At 62.5% G+C, this 23,684-nt stretch carries 20 protein-coding genes; 12 read left to right on the top strand and 8 right to left on the bottom strand.

The genetic code is table 11. The features are described 5' to 3' along the window. The first annotated feature begins 98 nt into the window (after positions 1–98). The 4 genes from SKZ59_RS06305 (at position 99) to SKZ59_RS06290 (ending at position 4,191) form a co-directional block, all read left to right on the top strand. Positions 99–494 (top strand): RidA family protein, encoded by a 396-nt coding sequence (locus SKZ59_RS06305; protein ID WP_319991880.1) that lies wholly within the window; start codon positions 99–101, stop codon positions 492–494. Positions 495–619: 125 nt separating this feature from the next. Further along, on the top strand, positions 620–1,255 hold the full coding sequence (locus SKZ59_RS06300) for a DUF4304 domain-containing protein (RefSeq protein ID WP_319991119.1): 636 nt from the start codon (positions 620–622) through the stop codon (positions 1,253–1,255). Further along, positions 1,248–1,907 (top strand): hypothetical protein, encoded by a 660-nt coding sequence (locus SKZ59_RS06295; protein WP_319991118.1) that lies wholly within the window; start codon positions 1,248–1,250, stop codon positions 1,905–1,907. The genes SKZ59_RS06300 and SKZ59_RS06295 overlap by 8 nt, the downstream gene beginning before the upstream one ends. A gap of 178 nt (positions 1,908–2,085) precedes the next feature. Further along, positions 2,086–4,191: a prolyl oligopeptidase family serine peptidase gene (locus SKZ59_RS06290; RefSeq protein WP_319991117.1), complete on the top strand. Its 2,106-nt coding sequence runs from the start codon at positions 2,086–2,088 to the stop codon at positions 4,189–4,191. A 153-nt stretch (positions 4,192–4,344) separates the two neighbouring features. Here SKZ59_RS06290 and SKZ59_RS06285 read toward each other — a convergent pair whose 3' ends face one another. Further along, positions 4,345–4,968 (bottom strand): glutathione S-transferase family protein, encoded by a 624-nt coding sequence (locus SKZ59_RS06285; protein ID WP_219327288.1) that lies wholly within the window; start codon positions 4,966–4,968, stop codon positions 4,345–4,347. A gap of 252 nt (positions 4,969–5,220) precedes the next feature. Here SKZ59_RS06285 and SKZ59_RS06280 point away from each other — a divergent pair, with 252 nt between their 5' ends. Both SKZ59_RS06280 and SKZ59_RS06275 read left to right on the top strand, forming a co-directional pair. Continuing rightward, complete coding sequence (locus SKZ59_RS06280) at positions 5,221–7,926, top strand: M1 family metallopeptidase (protein WP_319991116.1); 2,706 nt, start codon at positions 5,221–5,223, stop codon at positions 7,924–7,926. Positions 7,927–8,453: 527 nt separating this feature from the next. Further along, on the top strand, positions 8,454–9,182 hold the full coding sequence (locus tag SKZ59_RS06275) for a YceI family protein (protein ID WP_319991115.1): 729 nt from the start codon (positions 8,454–8,456) through the stop codon (positions 9,180–9,182). On the opposite strand, the gene SKZ59_RS06270 is transcribed toward SKZ59_RS06275, so the two are convergent. Then, entirely contained in the window at positions 9,145–9,774 is a 630-nt protein-coding gene (locus tag SKZ59_RS06270) for a LysE family translocator (RefSeq protein WP_070302025.1), read from the bottom strand. The genes SKZ59_RS06275 and SKZ59_RS06270 overlap by 38 nt on opposite strands. Positions 9,775–9,929: 155 nt before the next feature. On the opposite strand from SKZ59_RS06270, the gene SKZ59_RS06265 reads away from it, so the two are divergent. Continuing rightward, on the top strand, positions 9,930–12,821 hold the full coding sequence (locus SKZ59_RS06265; RefSeq protein WP_319991114.1) for a hybrid sensor histidine kinase/response regulator: 2,892 nt from the start codon (positions 9,930–9,932) through the stop codon (positions 12,819–12,821). Here the strand turns inward: SKZ59_RS06265 and SKZ59_RS06260 are convergent. Then, a complete protein-coding gene (locus SKZ59_RS06260) occupies positions 12,806–13,717 on the bottom strand; it encodes an alpha/beta hydrolase (protein ID WP_319991113.1) in 912 nt (303 codons plus the stop codon). The two genes, SKZ59_RS06265 and SKZ59_RS06260, sit on opposite strands and share 16 nt — an antisense overlap. A 2-nt stretch (positions 13,718–13,719) precedes the next feature. Then, positions 13,720–16,857: an NAD(P)-binding protein gene (locus SKZ59_RS06255; protein WP_319991112.1), complete on the bottom strand. Its 3,138-nt coding sequence runs from the start codon at positions 16,855–16,857 to the stop codon at positions 13,720–13,722. A 188-nt stretch (positions 16,858–17,045) separates the two neighbouring features. On the opposite strand from SKZ59_RS06255, the gene SKZ59_RS06250 reads away from it, so the two are divergent. Next, the gene (locus tag SKZ59_RS06250; RefSeq protein ID WP_051991807.1) at positions 17,046–17,594 is read left to right on the top strand and encodes a phosphohydrolase; all 549 of its coding nucleotides are present in this window, start codon (positions 17,046–17,048) and stop codon (positions 17,592–17,594) included. A 362-nt stretch (positions 17,595–17,956) separates the two neighbouring features. Further along, positions 17,957–18,556: a two-component system response regulator gene (locus SKZ59_RS06245; RefSeq protein ID WP_235194314.1), complete on the top strand. Its 600-nt coding sequence runs from the start codon at positions 17,957–17,959 to the stop codon at positions 18,554–18,556. A gap of 415 nt (positions 18,557–18,971) precedes the next feature. Here SKZ59_RS06245 and SKZ59_RS06240 read toward each other — a convergent pair whose 3' ends face one another. Further along, positions 18,972–19,193: a hypothetical protein gene (locus SKZ59_RS06240; protein WP_051991806.1), complete on the bottom strand. Its 222-nt coding sequence runs from the start codon at positions 19,191–19,193 to the stop codon at positions 18,972–18,974. A gap of 261 nt (positions 19,194–19,454) precedes the next feature. Here SKZ59_RS06240 and SKZ59_RS06235 point away from each other — a divergent pair, with 261 nt between their 5' ends. The 3 genes from SKZ59_RS06235 (at position 19,455) to SKZ59_RS06225 (ending at position 21,018) form a co-directional block, all read left to right on the top strand. After that, positions 19,455–19,631, top strand: a complete 177-nt coding sequence (locus tag SKZ59_RS06235; protein ID WP_200873059.1) for a hypothetical protein — start codon at positions 19,455–19,457, stop codon at positions 19,629–19,631. 218 nt (positions 19,632–19,849) lie between these two features. Further along, on the top strand, positions 19,850–20,437 hold the full coding sequence (locus tag SKZ59_RS06230; protein ID WP_139089792.1) for a chromate transporter: 588 nt from the start codon (positions 19,850–19,852) through the stop codon (positions 20,435–20,437). Then, positions 20,434–21,018 (top strand): chromate transporter, encoded by a 585-nt coding sequence (locus SKZ59_RS06225; RefSeq protein WP_070305102.1) that lies wholly within the window; start codon positions 20,434–20,436, stop codon positions 21,016–21,018. The genes SKZ59_RS06230 and SKZ59_RS06225 overlap by 4 nt, the downstream gene beginning before the upstream one ends. A 165-nt stretch (positions 21,019–21,183) precedes the next feature. On the opposite strand, the gene SKZ59_RS06220 is transcribed toward SKZ59_RS06225, so the two are convergent. The 3 genes from SKZ59_RS06220 to urtE form a co-directional block, all read right to left on the bottom strand. Next, positions 21,184–21,989, bottom strand: a protein-coding gene (locus tag SKZ59_RS06220; protein WP_319991111.1) for an IS5 family transposase whose coding sequence is annotated in 2 segments (ribosomal slippage) — positions 21,184–21,651 and positions 21,654–21,989 — 804 coding nt in all. Because the reading frame shifts where the segments join, the coding sequence is not laid out codon by codon here. 86 nt (positions 21,990–22,075) lie between these two features. Further along, positions 22,076–22,816, bottom strand: coding sequence for an HNH endonuclease signature motif containing protein (locus SKZ59_RS06215; RefSeq protein ID WP_139143493.1), 741 nt, complete (start codon positions 22,814–22,816; stop codon positions 22,076–22,078). 164 nt (positions 22,817–22,980) lie between these two features. Further along, entirely contained in the window at positions 22,981–23,679 is a 699-nt protein-coding gene (gene urtE, locus SKZ59_RS06210) for an urea ABC transporter ATP-binding subunit UrtE (protein WP_319991110.1), read from the bottom strand. Between the last annotated feature and the right edge of the window lie 5 nt (positions 23,680–23,684).

The raw sequence follows: 23,684 nt of genomic DNA, 5'->3' as shown, positions 1-23,684 counted from the left end.
TATACAAATAGTCCAGTCCGATCTGGCCGCTTTATCCGCAGGTTGGCAGCAGATAAAGTGTTCTCCAGGCAGCAACTTCGCTGCATCAACAAGGAAAGCTGATGAAACGCGACGCCGTATTCCCTCCGGGCCGCCAAGCCCTGTATGAACAGAACCGCTATTCCCCTGCCGTGCGCGCCAATGGCCTGCTGTTCGTGTCGGGACAGGTCGGCAGCCGCGAAGACGGCTCGCCCGAACCCGGACTCGACGCCCAGGTCCGGCGCGCCTTCGACAACCTGAACGCCATCTTGCACGCCGCCGGCTGCACCTTCGACGATGTGCAGGACGTGACCATTTTTATCGTCGATCCGCAATCGCACTTCCAGCGCATCTGGGATATCGTGCAGGCAGAGTATTGGGGCCAGGCGCCGCACCCGACGGTCACGGCGGTTGGCGTGACGTGGCTGTATGGTTTCCAGTTCGAGATCAAGGTGGTGGCCAAGCTGCCGGGCTAGGACACGGCGTCCGCCAGCGTGCAGGGAAGTGGCAGCAGGCTTTCCCTCGCACGATTGCCCGCCGCAAGGTGCGCTGGCACTGATCTATGGCAACATTGCGCAACCGACGCATGCCAGGAAACGCAATGAAACCAAAAGCGCTGATCATCGCCAATATTGAAGCGTACTTGCTGGAGCCGCTGAGCGCAGCGGGCTTCAAGTTCTCGCCTAGCCAGCTGACCTTCAAGCGCGCGCAGAACGAATTCGTCCAGGCCATCCATTTCCAGGCCAACCGCCATAACGAAGAGGATGTCTGCGCAGCATTCTGGAGCCACTATCAAGTCTCGTCCAGATCCTATGCAACATGGCACACGGCGCGCTACGGCCGTGAACCTGTCAACAATATCGTTGGCGGCGTGGCGGACTGGAATATCAGAAACTGGCAATTCCCTGTCATCGATGGCAAGCAGGACAAAGAACACCAGCTCGTCGATCCGTCACATCGGGCAACGGTCATGGCCTGCCTGAGGGACAATCTGCTGGAGTTGGCCGTCCCCTGGCTTGAGCGCCTTTCCAATTGGGAAAATGCGGCCCTGGCTCTGGTCGAAGCGCAAGAATCGCATGCGAGGGCCTGCGATTTTTATCTGATGGCGGGCAAGCAGGAAAAAGCCTTGTGGGCCTTGAACGAAGGCATTGCCTATTGGCAGAAAAATCCCGCAGCCTCTTTTCCGGAAGAAAAAGAAGAGATCGCTTTGCGGATGGAGAAATACGCCTATGCTTGAAATCACGTGTCCCTACGATGGCGACTGCGGACGCCACTTCGACAGCAGCGCAATGGATGCCTCGGATGGCGCGTTCTTGAAAACGGCCATCGGCAAAAGTATGACCTTCATGTTCCTGCACTGCCCCGCATGTGCAAGGATGTTCCAGTTTAATCCAGTCGCCTGGACAGCGCAGGCGTGCGAAGCCGTCGCGCCCAAGGCGGCCCGGCCAGCGAAGAAAAGCGGCAAGCAGCTGGAAAATTTGCTGGCCAGGGAAAAAGTAACCTTGCCCCAGGCTTATCTCGCTCACCTCCGCAGCGCAAAGCCACGTCCCGATGTGGCGATTTTCACCGATGAAGAACCCTTCACGCTGTACAGCCTGGACGCGCTGTGCAAAGACGTCGAGGTGGATGGAACAAGCTATCTGGCAGTCAGGCAACTGGCTGGCTTTGCGCAGGCGCTGGCAGAAGCGGCGGGAACGGGGTCGAAGCAGGCTGCACCGTTCAGTCCTGCCGAGCTGGCGGAGTGCCTGGCCATCGGCGAGGAAAACACGCGCATCCTGTTCATCGACAGCCGCGACAACGATGTCTTATGGATTTATCACTGCGACGGCGGCGATGTCGAACAGACGGGGCTCACCGTGACCTCGCTGATGGGGCCTGGCGTATCCTGAAGGGGGCAGTACGCCGCAGATTCTGCGGCCAGCTTCCAATCCAGCAAACAATATTGGAAAAGTAATTATTTTTTAAGTAGCCGTCCATAGACACTGGTTCCTCGCAGCAAACCATGGCACCATGGCTGCGGCGTTTTGCCCGCAACGCGGCCTCCATCGGACCAACCAGGAACCCTACATGTCGTCATATCGTACCTTCGCCGGCAGCATGCTGCTCGGCCTGGCCGCAGCGGGCATCGCCCATGCGCAAGCACCCGCGCCTGCCGCCGCCAACACCGATCCCCATTTGTGGCTGGAAGAAGTCCTCGGCGACAAGCCGCTGGCCTGGGTCAAGCAGCACAATGCCGTCAGCACCAGGGAACTGGAAGCCCAGCCCGGCTTCCCGGCCCTGCAAGCGCGCCTGAAAACCATCCTCAACTCGAAGGAACGCATTCCCTACGTCAGCAAGGAAGGCGAGTTTTACTATAATTTCTGGCGCGACGCCCAGCACGTGCGCGGCATCTGGCGCCGCACGACCCTGGCGCAGTACCAGCTGGCCGAGCCAAATTGGGAAACCGTGATCGACCTCGACCAGCTGGCCGCCGGCGAGAGTGAAAACTGGGTCTGGGGCGGCGCCTCCTGCCTGTATCCGAAGGGCGAACGCTGCCTCATTTCCCTGTCGCGCGGCGGCGGCGACGCCAAGGTGGTGCGCGAATACGACGTGACCAAGCGCGCCTTTGTCGAGGGCGGCTTCACCTTGCCCGAAGCGAAGGGCAGCGCCAGCTGGATCGACCAGGATACCCTGTTCGTGTCCACCGATTTCGGTCCCGGCTCGATGACCAGCTCGGGCTACCCGCGCATCATCAAGCAGTGGCAGCGCGGCACGCCGCTGGCGCAGGCGCAAACGCTGTATGAAGCCAAGCCCGACGACCTGAGCGCCGGCGCCTACAAGGATTTCACGCCAGGCCACGAACATCAATTTATCGAGCGGCAAATCGATTTCTACAGCGGCGAGATGTTCCTGCGCGACGGCGCCGAGTTGAAGAAAGTGCCGAAGCCGGACGATGCTACGGCCTTCACCGTGCGCGACCAGCTGGTCATCACCTTGCGCTCGGACTGGAAAGTGAACGGCAAGACCTATCTGCAAGGCTCCTTGCTGGCCACCGACTTCAAGGCCTTCATGCAGGGCAAGCAGGAGCTGGAAGTGCTGTATGCGCCGACGGCCACGTCGTCGCTGGACAATGTGACGGCGACCAAGTCCGCCATCCTCGTCACCACCCTGGACAAGGTCAAGAACCGCCTGACGGAACTGCGCCACGTGAACGGCAAGTGGCAGCGCCGCGCCGTCGATGCGCCCAAGCTGGGCACCCTGGCCGTCAGCGCGCTCGACTCCGTCGACTCGGACCAGTACTTCCTGACGGTGACCGACTTCCTCAACCCGACCACCCTGTATCTGGCCACGGCGCAAAGCGACAAGCGCACGAAGATCAAGTCGCTGCCCGCCTACTACGACGCCACGCCGTACAAGGTCGAGCAGTTCGAATCGACGTCGAAGGATGGCACCAAGGTGCCGTATTTCGCCATCATGGGCAAGAAGACGAAGTTCGACGGCAGCAACCCCACCGTGCTGTATGGCTACGGCGGCTTTGAAGTGTCGCTCAAACCGAGCTACAGTGGCACCACCGGCGTGGCGTGGCTGGAAAAGGGCGGCGTGTACGTGCTGGCAAATATCCGCGGCGGCGGCGAGTTCGGTCCCCGCTGGCACCAGGCGGCACTGAAGGAAAACCGCCAGCGCGCGTATGACGACTTCATCTCGGTGGCGCAGGACCTGATCAAGCGCAAAGTCACCAGCCCGCGCCACCTGGGCATCATGGGCGGCAGCAATGGCGGCCTGCTGATGGGCGCCGTACTGGTGCAGCGTCCCGATTTGTTCAACGCCGTCGTCAGCCAGGTGCCGCTGCTCGACATGCGCCGCTATAACAAGATGCTGGCGGGCGCCTCGTGGATGGGAGAGTACGGCGACCCGGATGTGCCGGAACAATGGGCGTACATCAGCAAGTACTCGCCGTACCAGAACGTCTTCAAGGACAAGAAATATCCGCGCGTGCTATTTACCACCTCGACGCGCGACGACCGGGTCCACCCTGGCCATGCGCGCAAGATGGTGGCGAAGATGGAAGAGCAAGGCCACGACGTGCTGTACTGGGAAAACACGGAAGGCGGCCATGCGGGCGCCGCCAATAACGACCAGCAGGCGCTGATGTGGGCGCTGACCTACACCTTCCTGCTGGAGCAGCTGAAGTAATGTGGTGGTGTCGGATTACGCGCTCACGCGCCTCGGCGGCCCCGCTAATCCGACCTACCCGGAATACAGGCCGAAGTCGTAGCTGTAGGTCGGGTTAGCCCAGCGGGCGTAACCCGACAAACATTGTTGACGTGGGCCGGTAGCAAAATATCCTTACTTCGCCTGCGCGCTGGGCCGTTCCGCGATGCGGTCGCGGTAGGCCTGCAGGTTGGCCAAGCCTTCCGCGCCGGGCCGATACTTCATCAGGCCGCGCACGAATTCCAGCGCACAGAAAGCCGTGATATCGGCAATCGTAAACCGGTCGCCGGCGATGTACGGCTGCTGAGCCAGCACCTGGTCCAGCCATTGCGCCGTCTCGCGCAGCTTGCCCGCCTGCGCCGTGGCGAAATCGGGAAACTGCGGGTTTTCCAGCGCCACCAGGGCCGGATGGCCGTGGCGCACCCAGTTGGCGGCGGCGCTGAACAAATGCAGTTCCACGCGGCGGTCGGCCATTTCAATGAACGCGCGCTCCTCGTAACCTTCGCCCATCAGGTTCGGCTGCGGCTGCAAGCCTTCCAGGTAAGTGCAGATGGCGCGCGTCTCGGTCAGCACGCGCCCATCGTCCAGCTCCAGCACGGGCACGCGGCCCAGCGGGTTTTTCGCCAGGAAGGCGGGATCGCGATGATGGCCCGCCATCAGGTCGAGCGCCACTTCCTCGATGCCGGTGATGCCCTTCTCGGCGATGAACATGGTGACGCGGCGCGGATTAGGCGTGCGGGGGCTGATAGTCAGTTTCATGTGCTTGGGTCTCGTCTTGTTATGTTGGTGGGCGCGGCTGCGGGACTGGCCTGCGGCAGTACAGTCATGCGCCCATCATACCAGCGCACCGCCATGGTGCGGCGCGCCTGGCGCGTTGACTTTGCCCCCGTTTCGCCTTAGATTGCTGTACGGGAACGCTGGCCGCCAGTTCCAGCGATGTCCCCCACACGTCATCAACGCCCGCAGCCTACCCGGCTGGCGGGCGTTTTATCCATGAAACTAGGGCATACCATGCATCGCACACCGACTCCGCGCTTCCGGCGCAGCCAACTGGCCGCCGCCGTCCTGGCACTGGCTTCCATCACCGCCGCCCATGCGGGTCACGCCACCACGGCACCGAAATACGCCTCGGCCAGCCACGCCGCCACAACCACCACGCAGTTGCCGCGCGGCGTCACGCCTTTGCACTATGCGCTGTCGATCACGCCGGATGCCGCCGCCTCCACCTTCAAGGGCGCAGCCGCCATCAAGGTCGCCGTCGACACGCCGACCGCCAGCATCACCTTCAACGCCTTGAACCTGGCGTTTGCCGCTGCCGCCATCGAAGGCGCGGGCGGCGGCAAGCAGGTGACGCGCAAGATCGATTTCGATGCGGACAAGCAGACGGCCACCGTGCATTTCGCCCAGCCGCTGGCCAAGGGCGAGTACCTGTTGCGCATCGACTACAGCGGCAAGATCGGCACGCAGGCCACGGGCCTGTTCTCGCTCGACTACGACACGCCGCAGGGCCGCCAGCGCGCGCTGTACACGCAGTTCGAAAATTCCGACGCGCGCAGCATGCTGCCGTCGTGGGATGAACCGGACTACAAAGCCACCTTCGCGCTGGACGTGATCGTGCCGAGCAGCCAGATGGCCGTCGGGAACATGCCGGTCGCCAGCAGCGAGGACTTGGGCAATGGCACCAAGCACGTGCGCTTCGCCACCACGCCGCGCATGTCGACGTATTTGCTGTTCTTCGGCCTGGGCGACTTCGAGCGGGCCACGGCCATGAGCGACGGCACGGAAATAGGCGTCATCACGAAGAAGGGCGCGCTGGCGCAAAGCCGCTTCGCGCTCGACGAGTCGGCCGCCCTGCTGCGCGAATACAACGATTATTTCGGCGTGCGCTACCCGCTGCCCAAGCTCGACAACATCGCCGCGCCGGGCCGCAGCCAGTTCTTCGGCGCCATGGAAAACTGGGGCGCCGTGTTCACTTTTGAGTATGGCCTGCTGCTCGACCCGGCCATCTCGACCCAGGCCGACAAGGAAAACATCTACACCACCCTGTCGCATGAAATGGCGCACCAGTGGTTCGGCGACCTGGTCACCATGCGCTGGTGGGACGACCTGTGGCTCAACGAAGGTTTCGCCTCGTGGATGGAAGGCCGCACGACGGAGCGTCTGCACCCGGAGTGGAACACGGCCCTGTCCAGCGTCGGCGGGCGCGAGTCGGCCATGAGCCAGGATGCGCTGCGCACCACGCACCCGGTGGTGCAGCGCATCGCCACCGTGGAGCAGGCTAGCCAGGCCTTCGACGGCATTACCTATCAAAAGGGCGAAGCCGTGATCCGCATGCTCGAAGCGTATGTGGGCGCCGATACGTGGCGCACGGCCGTGCGCAACTACATGCGCAAGCATGCATATGGCAATACGGTGTCCGACGACCTGTGGCGCGAAGTCGATGCGGCCGCGGGCAAGCCAGTCAGCGCCATCGCCCATGATTTCACCCTGCAGCCGGGCGTGCCAATGATCACGGTGGGCGAGGCCGTATGCAAAAACGGCAATACGCGCGTGCGCTTGACGCAGATGGAATTTTCCAAGGACCAGCCGCATAAGAAACCGCTGTCGTGGAAAGTGCCGGTCATCGCGTCGACGGTCGGCAACGGCAAGCTGGCCAAGGTGGTGCTCAAGGATGGCAAGGCCACCCTGCACGTGCCCGGCTGCGGCGCCCTGCTCGTGAACGCGGGCCAGAGCGGCTACTACCGTACCGTGTACGCGCCGGCCAACACGCGCGCGCTGGCGGGCAGCTTTGCGCGCCTGGCGCCGATCGACCAGCTGGGCTTGCTGGCGGACAGCCAGTCGCTGGGCCTGGCCGGTGCGCAAAACCTGGCCGACTTCCTGGAACTGGTGAAGGCGACGCCGCTGTCGGCCGATCCGCAGGTGCTGGGCAAGGTAGCCGCTTCTCTGGGCAGCCTGTACGAACAGTATGCGGGCGATGCCGTGCGCCAGCAGGCTTTCGGCCGCTTCGCCGTGGCGCGCCTGGCGCCGATGATGGCGCAGACGGGCTGGGAAGCGCGCGCGGGTGAAGCATCGAGCGTGGCGACCTTGCGCGGACACCTGATCGCCATCCTCGGCGACATGGGCGAACCGGGCGTGATCGCGGAAGCGCGCCGCCGTTACGCGGCCAGCGAACAGGCCGGTGAGCAAAATGCGGCCGCCATGCCCGCGCCGCTGCGCCGCACCATCCTGGGCGTGGTGGCGCAGCATGCGGACGCCGCCACCTGGGAGCAGCTGCACGCCAAGGCGCAGCAGGAAAAGACGCCGCTGGTCAAGAATCAGCTGTACGACTTGCTGGCCTCGACCGACGATCCCGCACTGGCGCAGCGCGCATTGGCGCTGGCACTGACGGATGAACCGGGCGTGACGAACAGCCCTGCCATGATCTCGCGCGTGTCGCGCTCGCATCCGGAACTGGCCTTCGACTTCGCGCTGGCGCACCTGGAGCAAGTCAATGCGCGCATCGACGCCAGCTCGCGCAGCCGCTACTTCCCGCGTCTGGCCGCCGGCTCGGCGCAGCCTGACATGATCGCCAAGCTGGAAGCGTACGCGCAAGCGAACCTGCCGGCCAGCGCGCGCGGCGACGCCGACAGCTCGGTGGCCGGCATCAAGTACCGCATCAAGCTGCGCGCCGAACGGCTGCCAGCCGTCGATGCGTGGCTGGCGAAACAGGCGGGCTAAGTAATTGGCATCCCGGCGCTGCGGCGCCGGGAACTGATGAAAACGCAGGCAAAAAAAACCGGCTTCGCAAAGTGCGGTAGCCGGTTGAAACGCTGTTTCAGAGCGCAGGGATAAAACGGGAAAACACATGAAAAAGTGGAAATCGTGCCGGTCATTGAGGTGTCCGGCAACCTTGCGCTCGGGGTTTCCGTGCGCCATGTATCCACTATGCCAGCCCTTCGTTGAAACAGGCTTAGGACTTCATTAAATCCCCGCCCGTTTCCCGTATTTCCCCTGCCCTGCAATCATTACTATAAAACAAGTTTAACGTATCTGGTGCCGATGGTTGAGCTCACCGGCTAAGCTGTTGAGTCATGCCTGCATCCTATCGCTCCCGGAGCGTAGTGATCTGCGCATCGCATGCTGTGTGCCAACAAAAGCATCATAACAGCGTCATATGACCGCCATATGACCTAGCTCTAACATTGCACGCGCGCCGCCGCGCGGATCGCGTACTATGCCCCCATCGCCCTTGCCCCTTCTGCCCCATGTTCAGCCAGAATCTTCGCACCGTTTTCCTGCTTGCCTGCGCCGCGCTGGCGTCCTGCACGCCCTTGCCGCCCGCGACTGCCCCTGCCTCCGCGCCGGCTACCCCTGCCGCCATGCCCGCGCCCGCGTGGCAGCGGCAAGGCGTGCAGCTGCTGCACATTGCGCCCGACGAATCCCTGCTGACCATCACCGTGCGGCGCGGCGGTGCACTGGCGCGGCTCGGGCATGACCACGTAGTGGCCAGCCGCAGCCTGCAGGGCGTCGTTGCGCCCGCGCTGGGGCGCGCGCAGTTCCGCTTCCGGCTCGACGAGATGAGCGTGGATGAAGAAAGCCTGCGCCAGGCGGCCGGTTTGACGACGACGCCGTCGGCCGACGCCATCGCCGGCACGCGCCACAATATGCTGGTGCGCGTGCTCGAGGCGGAACGCTATCCGTGGGTCAGCATCGACGCGCGCCGCACGGGGAACAAGGAAGTGTTTGATGCCGACATCACCCTGCATGGCGTGACGCGCACGGTGCAGCTGCCGGTGCGCATCGAGCAAGCGGCCGATGGACGCCGCCTGCAGGCCAGCGGCAGCCTGCTATTGAAACAGAGCGACTTCGGCATCGTGCCGTTCGCCGTCCTGGGCGGCGCCATGGCCGTGCAGGATCAGATGGAACTGGCGTTCCGGATTACCGCCCGGCAAGACGTCAGCGCGCCAGGATCAATCGCAAGCCCAGGCCGATAAAGATGGTGCCGGCCACCCGGTCCAGCCACAGGCCGGCGCGCGGGCGGCGGTTCAGCCACAGGCCGACGGCGCCGGAAAAATAGCCGAGCAGGCCGAACAGCACGCACGCCTGCGCCGTGAAGACCAGGCCCAGCTGCGCCGTCTGCCAGCTGGCGTTGCCTTGGCCAGCGACGATGAACTGCGGCAGGAACGACAGGAAAAACAGCACGACTTTCGGATTGATACTGTTGGCAAACAGTCCCTTGCCGAACAGGCGCAGTAAGGATTCGTCGGGCAAGGCCGCCGCGCCATCGACTCTGGCGCCGCCACGGCTGCGCAAGGCGCCGATGCCCAGCCACACGAGATACAGCCCGCCGGCCACTTTGAGCGCCGTAAATGCCATGGGCGAGGCGGCCAGCAGGGCCGACACGCCGATGGTCGCCAGCACCGTGTGCGTGAGGCAGCCAAGGGCGCAACCGAGGCCGAACGCCATGCCCTGGCGGCGTCCGCGCGACATGCCCACGCCCAGCACCATCAGGTTGTCGGGGCCGGGGCTGGCGGTGATCAACACGGCGGCGGCCAGGAAGGCCAGGAACTGGTCGGGACTGAGCATGAATATCTCGCGGGCAAAGGCGCCATGATACCGGAGCTGGCGTCAGGCGGACAGGACATGAAATTGCCCGTGTGTCACCGAGAGTCGATTAAAATGGGCACTCCAATGCAAACGGCGTTGCCGCCATTTCCGCGCGACCATCACCAAGCCCATCGATGCCAGCCCACCCGCCCCCTCCCTGCCACCGCGCTTCCAGCTACCGCGTCTGCGCCTGGCTATGCGGCTGGCCGCTCCTGCTCAGCCTGCTGTTCAGCCTGCTGGGCATGGCGGGCGCGGCGCAGGCAACTCCCATTCCCCTGGGCAAGCAAGGCATCCACCATTTGGGCATAGGTGGGCAACTATTTCTCGCCGACAACGAAGCCGCGCCTGCCGATGCCGCCGCCCTGCCCGCCTGGCTGGCGCGCCAGCGTCCGGCCGGCCAGGTCGACCTGTTCGGCGGCGCCTACTGGCTGCATGCGCAGGTGCGCAACGACAGCGCTGAAACCGCCTGGGTCATCGACCCGAACGACACGCTGATCGACCTGGTGGACGTGCACGTGTATGGCCCCGGGCAGCACACGGCGCCGCAGACCTTCCTGACGGGCTACCAGCGGCCGCACGAGTATTTATTGCACTACGGCGGGAACGTGCAGCTGGCGCCGGGTGCCACGTATGACATCCTGATCCGCTTTTCCAGCCCGTATTACGCGCGCGCGCCCATGTTCGGCGTGAAGACGCAGCGCGATTACCGCAAGCTGGTGGGCAAGGAAAACTTCCTGATGGTGGCGTCCATCGGCGCCCTGCTGGCGCTGGGCCTGTTCAATTTCTTCATTTTTTCCATCACCCTGGAAAAAGCCTCGGCCTATTACACGCTGTACGTGCTGACGTACGGCCTGGCCTGGGCCATGACTTTCCACGTGTTTGCCGACCTGTTCGACTGGCATCAGTTGCAGCTCCATTACGTGCCGTTTTTCCTGCTGCCCGTCTTCAGCACCCTGTTCTACATGCATTTCCTGCGCCTGCGCGACTACTCGCCCCGGCTGCACAGCATCAGCAAGATCAACCTGGTGCTGCCCTTGCTGCTGCTGCCGAGCTGCTTCTTCGCCCTGTCGTATGCGCATACCTTGGCCACCATCGCCATCAGCATCTGGATGCTGCTGGCGCTCATCTGCGGCATCGTCGTCTGGCGCCGCGGCTACCAGCCGGCGCGCTTCTTCGTGCTGGCCTTCGTCGCCCTGATGCTGCCCGGCTTTCTGATCCTGCCGGCCAACCTGGGCCTGATGCCGGCCATGGTGGCCAACGCCCAGCTGGTGACCCTGCTCGGCGGCACGCTCGACGGTTTGCTGCTGGCCTTTGCCCTGGCCGACCAGATCCGATTGCTGCGCAATAACCTGGAACAGCGCGTGCAGGAACGCACCCTGGCGCTCACCCTCAGCAACGACGCCCTGCTGAAGGCCAAGGAGCACGCGGAAGTGGTCAGCCGCCACCGCATCGATTTTCTGTCGGCCATGAGCCACGACATCCGCACGCCGCTGGCCGGCGTGATCGGCATGCTGAAATTCGCGCTGCGCGACCAGTCCGTGCGTGGCCGCACGCAGGAATACCTGCGCATCGGCTTGCACAATGGCGTGTCGCTATTGACCATCCTCAACGACATCCTCGATTTCTCGAAGATCGACGCGGGCAAGCTGACCCTGGAAACCGTGGACTTCGACTTGCTGGCGCTGATCGGCGACGCAGCCGGCATCGTGCAGGGCCAGGCCGACGCCAAAAGCCTGCTACTGCGCCGCGAACTGGCGCTGGACCTGCCGCGCTACGTGCGCGCCGACCCCACGCGGCTGCGGCAAATCCTCATCAACCTGCTGGGGAACGCGCTGAAATTCACGGCCAATGGCGAAGTGCTGCTGGAAGTGCGGCGCGCCCGCACGCCGCCGCGCCAGGACGGCCGCAACGCCATTGAATTCATCATCAGCGATACGGGTCCCGGCATCGACGCGGACACCTTGCCGCGTTTGTTCCAGAAATTCGAGCAGGCCGACCATTCCACCACGCGCCGCTACGGCGGCACGGGCCTGGGCCTGGCCATCTGCAAGGAACTGGTCGAACTGATGAAAGGCACGATCGGCGTGGAAAGCCGGGTCGGCATCGGTTCGCGCTTCCATTTCACCTTGCCGCTAGAAGACGGCAGCGCGCCGGCGGCCGACGCGCGCCGGCCGGCACGCCACGCGCGCCACGCCTGCCGCCTGCGCATCCTGTGCGCCGAAGACGTGCGCACCAACCAGATCATCATCGGCACCCTGCTCGAAAGCATGGGGCATGAGGTGACCATCGTGGAAAACGGCGAGCAGGCGCTGCGCGCGCTGGGATCCGGCGCCTACGATTGCGTGCTGATGGATGGCCGCATGCCGGAGATGGATGGCGAACAGGCCGCGCGCCTGATCCGCGCAGGCGGCAACGCGCAATTCCCCATTGCCGACGCGCAGATTCCCATCCTGGCGCTGACGGCCAACGCCAGCGAACATGACCGGCAGCGCTACCTGGCGTCCGGCATGGACGACTTCCTCAGCAAACCCGTCGACGAAGCGCTGCTGTTCGAAAAAATCGACGCCATCATCGACCTGCTGCTGGCGCGCGGCCACGCGCTGCCGCCTGCCGCGCCCAACGAAGACGATACCCTGGCGCGCCAGTTCGGCCTGGACGGCGCCGAGGACCAGTCACCCGCGCCGGCCGATCCCATGACGGCACCCGTGCACATCCTGCCGCTGGCAGGACTGTCGCAACAGCACTTGCAGCGCATCGCGCAAGCGTTCCTGACGGAAGCGCCTCGGCGCCTGGACCTCGCTTGCCACGCCGTGCGCGATGGTAACGCCAGCGCGGCCGCTGCCGCCTTCCACGCCTTGAAAGGCAGCGCCGGCTACCTGAGCCGCCCCACCCTGCACGGCCTGTGCCACCAGATGGAAACCCTGGCCTCGAACGGCCAGCTCGATAACGTGGAACAGTTCCTGCCGCAGTTGCGGACGGCGCTGGACGTGGCGCGGCGGGACCTGGAAAATCAGCCGGGCGCTTGAGGCATCCAGCCATGCGCCCGCAGCCACGCCAGCAACAGCTGCGGCCACGCGGCCGGCTCGCTGTCCGGCTTGCCCAATCCCCAACCATGCCCTCCGCTCTGGAACTGATGCAGTTCGACGGACACGCCCGCGCGGCGCAGGGCGGCGGCCATCAATATACTGTTTTCGGGCGGCGACACGCGGTCGTCGAGCGCCTGCGCGATGAAGGTGGGCGGCGTGCGCGCATCGACGTGCAATTCCACCGATAGCGCGTCGCGCGCCGCCCGCGCGGGATGGGCGCCCAGCAGCTGTTTCTTCGCATGCGTCGTGTCGAATGGCCGCTGCATGGTCAGCACCGGGTACAGCAGCACGGCAAAATCGGGCCGCGCGGAGACGCCATCCACCGCATCGACAGGCGCATAGCGGGCGGCATCCGGTTGGACGGCCGTCATGCCGCCCAGGTGCGCGCCAGCGGAAAACCCCAGCATGCCGATGCGCGCCGGGTCGATGCCCCATTCGGCCGCGCGCGCACGGATCACGCGCATGGCGCGCTGGCCATCCTGGAATGGCGCGGCCACTCCGCCGCCTTCCTGCGGCAAGCGGTACACGAGTTCAAACGCCGTGACACCCTGCGCCTGCAGCCAGTTGGCGGTGGGGCCGCTCTCCTTGCCCGCCTCGATATGCGCATAACCGCCGCCGCTGACCAGCAGGATGGCGATACCGTTCGGCTGCGCCGGGCGGTGCGCGATCAGATACGGTTGCTCGACCTGCGTGATGGAGCCCTTGGCGCTGTCGCGCTGCGGACCGGGCGCCGCGCCACCGGGCGGCGCGCCGGGCCACAGCACAATGGCACCGGGCGGCGCGGCGCCCGCGTGCAGGTGGAGCAGGACCAGGCACGACAGCATCAGGCGCCGCATGCCTAGAAATCCTTCTCGCCCTGAATCACGGCCGGATAGCCCGTCATGGCGCGCGAGGTCTGCATGCCGGCCATCACGGCCGCCTCGACGCAGCCAGCGTTGAGGCCCGTCTTGATCCAGTCGCCCGTGAGGAACAGGTTGCTGAACCCTGACTGGTCGGTGGCCAGCCGGTACTGCGTGCTGCCCACCACCGACATCACGTAGCGCTCGGACGGGTCGACGTTGGCGCGCCAGTACTGGCTGTCGAAGCGCGCCGGTCCCGCGCTCTCTTTTGCATCGACCAGCCATTGCCACGGAAACGCGCCCGGCGCACCCGCCTCGGACCACAGCGCGCCGATCTCGCGCTCGAGCTGGTGCAGCGCGCCCTGCTTCGCCCTGGCCGCGCAGCGGGCGGGAAAATCCGTATCGGTGACGGGCGGGTAGCTGTCGACGGGGAAGGCACTGCAAAAATACGAGACGTTTTTCGGCTCCAGCCCCGCTGGCCAGTCTTCGTGCGCCAGGAGCTGGTCCATCGGCGCCCACGTATCGTACGGCTCCGTAAAGGCCGACAGCACCGGCTGCTGGCCTTTCGGCTGCGTGGTCCAGCCCATCTGCGCCAGGTTCTTGTTGAGCCACACCTGGTAAGCCTGCGTGGCGACGGTTTTCACCTTGTCGGCCGCCAGCTGCAGGGCCGGGCTTTGCGCCAGCAGCTGCGGGCACAGGGCCGGCAGCGAGCCGATGGAAATGCCGAACACCACCTTGTCGAAGTCGACGCCCTTCTTCAATACCGTGGCGGGCAGCGCGCGGCCGAACGCTTGCTGGTACTGCTGCGGCCAGGCGCTCCAGTACGATTCCAGATTGACTTCCTGCGCCTGCAGCAGCGCCGCCTGGGACGGTTCGATCTGCGCGTAATCGGGCGCGCTGGGCCAGCAGGCGAGACCCTTGATGTCCACCAGCGGCGCGTAGCCTGCGGCGGGATCCTTCAGTTGCACCTGCTGCGTGATGCGGATGCTGTCGATGTCGCCCGCGCCCGGTACCAGTTCTTCCACGCGCTGGAAGAATTTGAATTCCACGCCCCTTTTCTTCAGCACCTCGTACATCGGCGTAAAGATGGTGTCGCCCATGCCGGCCTGCATCTTGAACATGATGCCGCCCTTGTAGGCCAGGCCGATGCGCGCCATCGAGCGCAAGAGCGTCCCCGCCTCGATGTTCGGCTTGGAAAAATCGCCGCCCTCGTAGGCAAACACCAGGTCGTAAAAGCCGCGCACGGGCGCCGAATTGATGCTGAACTGCTCGTCGCCGCCATGCTTGCGCAGCCAGGCGCGGAAATCGATGTCGTTGATGACGTCAAAACCGTTCTTGAACACGCCATCCTCGAACATGCCTTTCATGACCGTGATGCCCAGGTCCAGGCAGGTGAACAGGCGGCGCAATTCGTCGTCGCCATCGATCAGGGCGCGGTAGCGCAGGCGCAGCCACGCGCGGATGCCGTTCAGGGTGCTGGCCAGCAGCTGGTGGCGGGCCTGGTCGTGGCGCGTGGAATCGGGCGCCAGATCGGCCACCAGCGCCACCAGCGCGCCGACGGACAAGCCCACGTCGAGCCCCAGTTCATCGGCCTGCCCCACCACTTCATCGGCCAGGCGGCGCAGCCAGCCCGGCCACACGCCTTCGCCTTGCGACGCACTGGCGCGCACGATGCGCGCGTCGGCGTCCGCCACTTGCCGGATCTGGCGTATCCACTGCTCGATCCAGCCCACCATGGCGATGGCCATCTGCCACAGCGTGATGTCTTCGCCACCCTCGCCCGGCTCGCCCGGCAAGGTGGGAAAGACGATGGACCAGTTGCGCCACTGCCCCTTGACGTCTTCCGACAGGGCCACGTAATCGTGCTGCTTGAAGGCGTCGCGCCAGGTGGCCAGCGGCGCGCCGGGCGGACGCTCCAGGCTCGCATACGCTTCCTTGATCATCTTGAAGGCGTTCGCGTAGAAGCCGAACCAGATGTGCAAGCCGTGTTCCTCGATGCGCTGGCCCGCTTGCGCATTGCGCCCGCTGGCGCCCTTGCCGCCAAGGCGCCAGCCCAGCTGGTAGACGGTGATGGTGTGCCGGTTTTGCCAGCCCGGCTGGTTCGTCAAGTAATACGCGGTGGTCATGGCCGCCACGCCGCCGCCGAGGATGGCGATCTTTTCCGGCGCGATGCGGGAATTGTCGACCAGCTCCTCGCCCGGCATGGCCGTGAAATCGAAGTTCACATTGAACGGTAAAATCGCCGTTTGCGGTCCCAGCTGCAAGCCCAGGGTCTGGTCCAGCGGGAAGCTGTCAAACGCATGCAAGGTGCATTCGTATTCATAACCGAGCAGGCGCGCGCTGTGCAGGCGGTTGATCTCGGCCGGCGCGGCCACCAGGGCCTGGTACACGGCTTTCACGCCCGCGCTGTCGGGGAATTGCTTGAGGAAAATCTGGTCGATGCGCGGATTGCGCAGCAAGGACAGAATATCGGCCCAGCCGGCCTGGTCCATGTCGAAGAAATCGGGGATGGAGAGGAAAATCTGGAACGCCTGCTCGATGAGCTCCAGGAAACTGTTGACGGGTTTGTGCGGCCCCGTCTGCACGGTGGCGTTGACTTCCAGCAGCGGGTGCAGCGCCAGTTTCGTTTCCGGCGAAAAATGCTGGAAGCCCTTGGCCGCGACGGAACAGCGCAGCGGCTCGCTGCCGGCGGCAGGAATTTCATATTCGCACAGGTATTTCGGATAGCCGAACAGCTCGCGCCCGTTGATCAGGGCCATCGCATCATCGACGAAAATATGGCACGGGTACCAATAGATATGCGCAAGCTTGCCCTGCTCATCCATCTGGCCGACCATGATCCAGGTGACGATATCGACTTCCGTGATCCAGCCCTTGGCCTGGTCGACGGGGTTGGCGGAGTCTGCATGGTTGACGCGCGTAAACGTCAGCATCACATACGGCGACAGGGCTTTCAGGGTCATCGTGCTGCCCGCCACCTGGTTCAAGGTGGTATTCACGGTGGCCTGCAATTTGGCCAGGTCGCCCTTGACGAAATAGCCGTACATTTCCGACTGTTTCAATTGCAGCGGCGAGTGCATCATCACCGAACCGCCCTGATAGATATACGAAGGTCTTGCCGAAGGTTGCGCCGTCATTGCCCTGCCCCTGTGAAGTTTCAGAAAAACAAGATTGCTACAGTGTATTTCAGAAAGAGCATTGCATGATATGAAATAAATTAAAGGATTTGCCAAGATGCATAGCTTGGACTTGCGCACGGCAGCCGGGGCAAGCCCATGCCATCGGGTGTACGATAAAGCCTCTTGAGCGTTCCGAGCACCATGCCATGGCAATGATTACCACCGACTACGTTTCCACTTATTCAGGCAACCGTTTTTATCCCTTGCGCCCGCATATCGACAAGGTCGCCATCGAGGACATCGCCCACGGCCTCGCCTACCAGTGCCGCTTCAATGGACAGACGCAGGTGTTTTACTCGGTCGCCCAGCACAGCCTGATCGTCGCCGAACTGGTGCCGCCACCCCTGCGCCTGGCCGCCCTGCTGCACGACGCGGCCGAAGCCTATCTGGGCGACATGGTGAAGCCCTTGAAAGTATTGCTGCCGGAGTTTGCCGTGCTGGAAGACAAGGTCAGCGCCATCATCGCCGCCACGTATGGGCTGGATTTCTCCGATTACGCGCCCATCAAGCGGGCCGACCTGATCGCGCTGGCCACGGAAAAGCGCGACCTGATGCCGCACTCCGCCGAGCGCTGGGCTTACCTTGACGGCATCGCCCCCTTGCCCGGTATAATCGAAGCCATGGGTCCGGCCGAAGCGAAGCAGCGCTTCCTGCATGCTTTCGCCCAACTGAGCGGGCTTGGACTTGCCGCATGAATGCTACGACCCTGCCTCACGAACGGGCGCTAAGCCCCGGTTTTTGCACGGCTTTTTTAGATATCCACAGCAACTGTGGATAAAGTTGTTGATAAGCCCCTCTTGACAAGCCGCAACACCAGTATTGATGCGGGTTTCAACAATTTGCTGATTTCACAGGCAATTTTTTACCCCAATGAAATCAATGACTTGCAATCACGATTTTGCGCTGGAGCAAAGTTACTTCACCACCATGAAAATATATTTTGCTGTGCATAAGCAATCCTGGCGCCAGGCCGTCTTGCTTGAACAGCATTGTTTTGACAAACCCCGTAGACTGGCATAGTGTGGAGTAGCGAGCACGATCAACGGTGGATAAACGCATGAACATGGATAGCGATAGTGCCGCCAAGGGGGCGGACGAACCGGACTGGCTGGTCGACGAACCGCTGGAACGGGCAGACGCGGCGGCAGAGCCTGCCACCGCGGCGCCATGGCGCGTGCTGATCGTCGATGACGATGTCGACGTGCACGTGGTGACCAAATTCGCCCTCAGCCAGGCCAGCTTCCAGGGACGAAGGCTGAGCTTTTTGCACGCGTATTCGGGCGCCGAGGCGCTGGCCTTGCTGCGCAGCACATCCGATATCGCCGTGGTGCTGCTCGATGTGATCATGGAAACCCAGGATGCCGGGCTGCAAGTGGCGCGCCAGATCCGCGAAGATCTGCACAACAGCGCCGTGCGCATCATCCTGCGCACGGGCCAGCCCGGCCAGGCGCTCGAGCACCGCATCATCATCGACTACGACATCAACGATTTCTGGTGCAAGACCGACCTGACCACGCGCAAGTTGTTCACCACCGTGATCGCCTCGCTGCGCACCTACGCCACCTTGCGCGAAGCGGAGCAACAAGTCGCCGAGCTCGCCGCAGCCCTGGCCCAGTGCGGCAACACGCCAGCGGCGCCGGCCGGCGGCACGCCCTGAACACGGCCGCTACTTTCAGCCATAAAACCAGAGCACTGGATAGGCATACAGGCTTGTGGCATGCCCCATTTTGGCCCATCCTGCCGGCCCATCGCATGTGCCGGGCGGCCCCAATTTCCTAAGTGGCGGATTGTTAAGCGCTTTTTCAGATATCCACACGGACTGTGGATATCTTTGTGGATAAGGCCCTATTGACAGCCCTCAAAGCCACAGCCCGTGCGGCTTTCAATAAACTGCTCAATCAAACAGCAAAAATAAAATCCATTAAAATCAAGCACTTGGAAACTCACACATAATCACAGGAAAATTATTTCAGCAATTTCGTTAACCCATCATTTGTGCATAACTGAGCCGTAATGATCAATCCGACAACACCGAGCTAACGCTGCCGGCAACACAGTTGCAATGCGGATACTCAATGCACGGTCTGGCGGCGCTGCTCCGGATGCAGCAGCACGCGCTCGATCAGCTCGGGGGCGATATTGTATGACTTCAGGTATTCCAGCGCGCACAAGGTGCTGAAGGCTGCCTGCACGGCGATGCCCAGGTTGACGATATCGCACATCTTCTGGTCGACGCGGGCATGCAGCGCCACGGGTTTGACGGGCATGTGCAAGGTTTCTTGGGAACTCAGCATGATGAATGACTCCTGCGGAAGGTAGACATGGCGGGACATGGCGGCGGAGAACGGCGCCGGGATGGCAGCGAGGAAGAGTGACAGCGAAAGTATTGCCGAAAAACGCGCGATGTCAATGCCAGCCAGTTATTCCCATGCAGTTTTTTTCTGATACACAAGGCCGCACGTCTAAGGCAGATCAAACGCAGCGCCTGTCGCCAGCCTAGTATGGACTGGCTGCCATCACGCGGCGTTCGCGCTGCATGGACGAGGAGACACGACATGAATACAACACCCGAACCAGCCAAAAATCCCGGCGACATCGCCCCTCCCGGCACTCCCGGAACCGGTGAAAACGTCTGCACGCATTGCCAGGGCCGGGGCGCCAAGGCCGATGGCCAGCCCTGCCCCATGTGCGGCGGCACGGGCGTGGTTATCGCCGGCATCGGCGGGGGCTGAGAACACCTATCAAAACCTACTGCGCGTCGTAATTTGCGGTCTGCGATGCTCACTGCCTCGGCGGCCCCGTACTTCGTACAGTTGCGCTTCTCAAGCCAACGGGGGCGCCGAGCCTTACTTCCGCTCGCTACGGTTTTGTTAGGTGTTATAAGCCACGCCAGCAACTATGTATGGACATAAGCATGGACAAGGCGAAGCAGGCACGGCGATAATCAGCCATGCCCGCACCTTCCACGCTTCCGCCCGACCTGCCCCGTCCGCAACCAGCTTCGCTTGCCGACCTGTTCTTCTCGTTCACCTGGCTGGCCCTGCAGGGCTTTGGCGGCGTGCTGGCCGTGATCCAGCGCGAGATGGTCGAGCGCAAGCGCTGGCTGACGCAGGAGGAATTCCTCGAAGACTGGGCCGTGGCGCAAATCATGCCCGGGCCGAATGTCGTCAACCTGTCCCTGATGGTGGGCGGGCGCTATTTCGGCTTGAAAGGCGCGCTGACGGCGCTGGCCGGCATGCTGGCCGCGCCTCTCGTCATCGTGCTCGTGCTGGGCGTGCTGTACACGCGCTTTGGCGACAATCCGCAGATGGCGGGCGCCTTGCGCGGCATGGCGGCCGTCTCGGCCGGCATGATCGCCGCCACGGGCGTGAAACTGGCGACCGCGCTGGCCAAGCATCCGCTGCCCCTGTGGCTCACCTTGTCCATCACCGTGCTCGGTGTGCTGATGGTGGCGATCTTGCGCTGGCCCCTGCTGTACATCCTGCTGGGCCTGGGCGGCATCGGCTGCCTGCTCACCTATCGAAAGCTGTCCCCATGAATCCGCCCTTGCAACTGGTATTGAGCGCGGGCGACTGGCTGAACCTGTTCGGCCACTACCTGATGCTGTCGCTGATGTCGATCGGCGGCGCCATTTCGACCACCTCCGAAATGCACCGCTTCCTCGTCGAACAGCATGGCTGGCTGACCCAGGCGCAATTCAACGAGTCGATCGCCATCGCCCAGGCCGCGCCCGGGCCAAACGTGCTGTTCGTCGCCCTGATGGGCTGGAACGTGGGCATGAACGCGGGCAGCTACACGGCCGCCTACCTGGGCGTGTTCATCACCATGGTGGGCATCATGCTGCCCAGCACGACCCTCACCTACGTGGCGGCCCAATGGGGCTACCGCAACCGCGACCTGCGCCCCGTGCGCGCGTTCAAGCAAGGCATGGCACCCATCGTCGTCGCCCTGCTGATTTCCACGGGCATGATTCTGGGCGGCGCCAACCATGACATCCGCACGGATTGGCCCTTGTGGAGCCTATCCATCGTGACCGGCCTCATCATCTGGCGCACGAAGATCCATTTGCTGTGGCTACTGGCGGCCGGCGCCGTGCTGGGCTGGCTGCAGCTGGTGTGAAAATTGTTTCCTTATATTTCTTAGACTGATACACCTGCCCAACCTTAAAGTTCCAATATCCCCATGTGATAATAGGTGCAGGGTAAATGTACTCCTTACCCCCGTTCGTTGCGACCGGTGCAAGGAGTACGTCCATGTTATGGCAAAATTCGATCTTTAGAGCGCCTAACAGAACCTCCGAATATATCGCCAGCAGATGAGTATGCAGGCAAGCGAGAGGAATGCCTGGTGGATATCGGCTCGGCGCTCGTAGCGGATACGCAGCCGGCGGAAACGGTGAAGCCAACCGAGTGTGCGTTCGACAACCCAGCGCCATTTGCCTAGGCGCTCGCGCGATTCGATGCCGTATCGAGCAATGCGCGGTGCAATCCCTCTGCTACGTAGCCTGGCCCGATGGGCACGTGATGCATAGGCCTTGTCGGCGTGCAGTTTGGCCGGACGTTTGCGTGGCCGGCCCGCCAGGCCTGCCACTGACGGGACGGCTTCGAGCAGCGGGATCAGCATCCGGGAATCATGTACCTGAGCCCCCGATATGCTCGCCACCAGAGGCAGTCCGCGTTGGTCGACGAGCAGATGGTGCTTGCAACCGAGCTTGCCGCGGTCGGTGGGATTGGGGCCGGTATGCTGTCCGCCTAGGGGGAGGATGGCACGCTGGCCGAGTCGACACTGGCGCGTTCCCATTGAATCTGGTCGTATTCCCGCAAGTGCTGCAGCATGGCTTCATGGATGCGTTGCCACACGCCAGCCTGTTGCCATGCATGCAGGCGCCGCCAGCAACTCATGCCGCTGCCACAGCCCAGTTCACGAGGAAGATATTCCCAAGGCAAGCCTGTCTTGAGGACAAACAGGATGCCGGTCAAGGCGGCGCGGTCGTCAATGCGAGGGCGTCCTCCCTTTGGCGAAGGATGATGTACTGGCAATAAAGGCTGGATCAGCGCCCACAGGTCATCAGGAAGAAGTGCTTTGGCCATGTGAACGGCTCCCGAAAACGATGTCAGGTGGGTTTGACCAGCTTCGGGGCCGTTTGTTTCTCTAGGCGACGTTTTGTTAGGAGTTCTTAATTGGCCTTCACAATATACTGGCCATATTCATTTTGAAGGCATGGATCGACATATATCAGTTGATGGTTCGTATTCAGCATAATGAGATGTGCATCGAGTGCCCTGTGCAAATCGGCCCGGAGAGGAATACCGTCATCTGCACCGTTATCGCCATCTTGCCAGCTTTTGCCAGGCAGATGGGCTGCTTCCAGAAGCGCGTCAACACTGCAATGGGTAACCACACACTTGAAGTTATTTTTAGCAAAAACAGCTTTCCTGAAAGCACTTTGCTGCAGCCTTACTTTGACTTCCGCCATACGGAAACATGGCCCACCCTGTCCGGCATCATCACTCGACCTTATATAATAGGAATAGGTAACAGCACCGTCCTGCTTCAGGATTGCCCGCAACGCACTTTGCGCGTCGCTGGCATCCTCCCAGTCCACAACTTCATAACACTGAACATTTGTCAAAATGAGCTTATTACGTCCGTTGGCCGGCTCACATGCTTCGAATCCCTGATAGTCCCCAGCATAAACCAATTTCTTTTTTTCAACAAAGTGAATACCAAATGCACTGCCTGCAGAGACCTGAACGGGTGTGCCACTCCAGTTGCCATTCAGATAGCGGTTATTTTGTTGATCGTAGTGAAAACGGTCTTCAGCTTTCGGATCAATGTTTTTGGTGATAACTGCTGGCCAAAGAACTGTTTGGAATAAAGAAAGCAGTTCCGCCGCGTCAATTTGTATAGGATTCAAATGTATCTCGCTATAAATAGGGCCATGTTAGCCGTGCTTTTATAGTAATGCATCGGGGAAATTAAATGAATTTTATTTTGAAATTCCGCTACCCCCTTCCAATCATCCATAACAAGATTGCTCTTTTAATGAATATTAATGGAGAATCCCACCTTAGCTAGCTGTCACACGGCCAGGTGCCGCTTCACGTCCTCGCCATCCATCTGTTCCGCCTTGCCGCTGGCGACGACACTGCCGCGCGACAGGACGATGAATTCATCGGCCAGCTCGCGGGCAAAATCGAAATACTGTTCGCACAGCAGGATGGCCATGTCGCCACGTTGTTTCAGCAAGGAAATGACCCTGCCGATATCCTTGATGACGGAGGGCTGTATGCCTTCCGTCGGCTCGTCAAAGATGATCAGCTGCGGCTCGGCCAGCAGGGCGCGGGCGATGGCCAGTTGCTGCTGTTGCCCGCCGGACAAATCTCCGCCGCGCCGCTGCAGCATCTCTTTGAGCACTGGAAACAGCTCATACACGTGGGGATCGATGCGCGACGCTTGTTTGCCCCGCTTCACCGCCATGCCCATCAGCAAGTTTTCCTCGACCGTCAGGCGCGCAAAGATGTCGCGCCCCTGCGGCACGTAGGCAATGCCCAGCTTGGCCCGCGCATGCGGCGTCAGTTTCGTGATGTCGCGCCCCTGGAAGACCACCTTGCCCTGCGCCACGGGCAGCACGCCCATCAGGCATTTGAGCAAGGTCGTCTTGCCCACGCCATTGCGCCCCAGCAAGGCCAGGCATTCGCCCTTGCGCGCCGACAGATTGATGCCGCGCAAGGTGTGCGAGGAGCCATAGTATTGATTCAATTGCTCAACTTCCAGCATATGTG

The organism is Janthinobacterium sp. GMG2, from assembly GCF_033949445.1.
Lineage (GTDB): Bacteria > Pseudomonadota > Gammaproteobacteria > Burkholderiales > Burkholderiaceae_D > Janthinobacterium > Janthinobacterium aestuarii.
The sequence above is the reverse complement of the archived record's forward strand: the minus strand, read 5'-3'. Positions and strand labels throughout refer to the sequence as shown.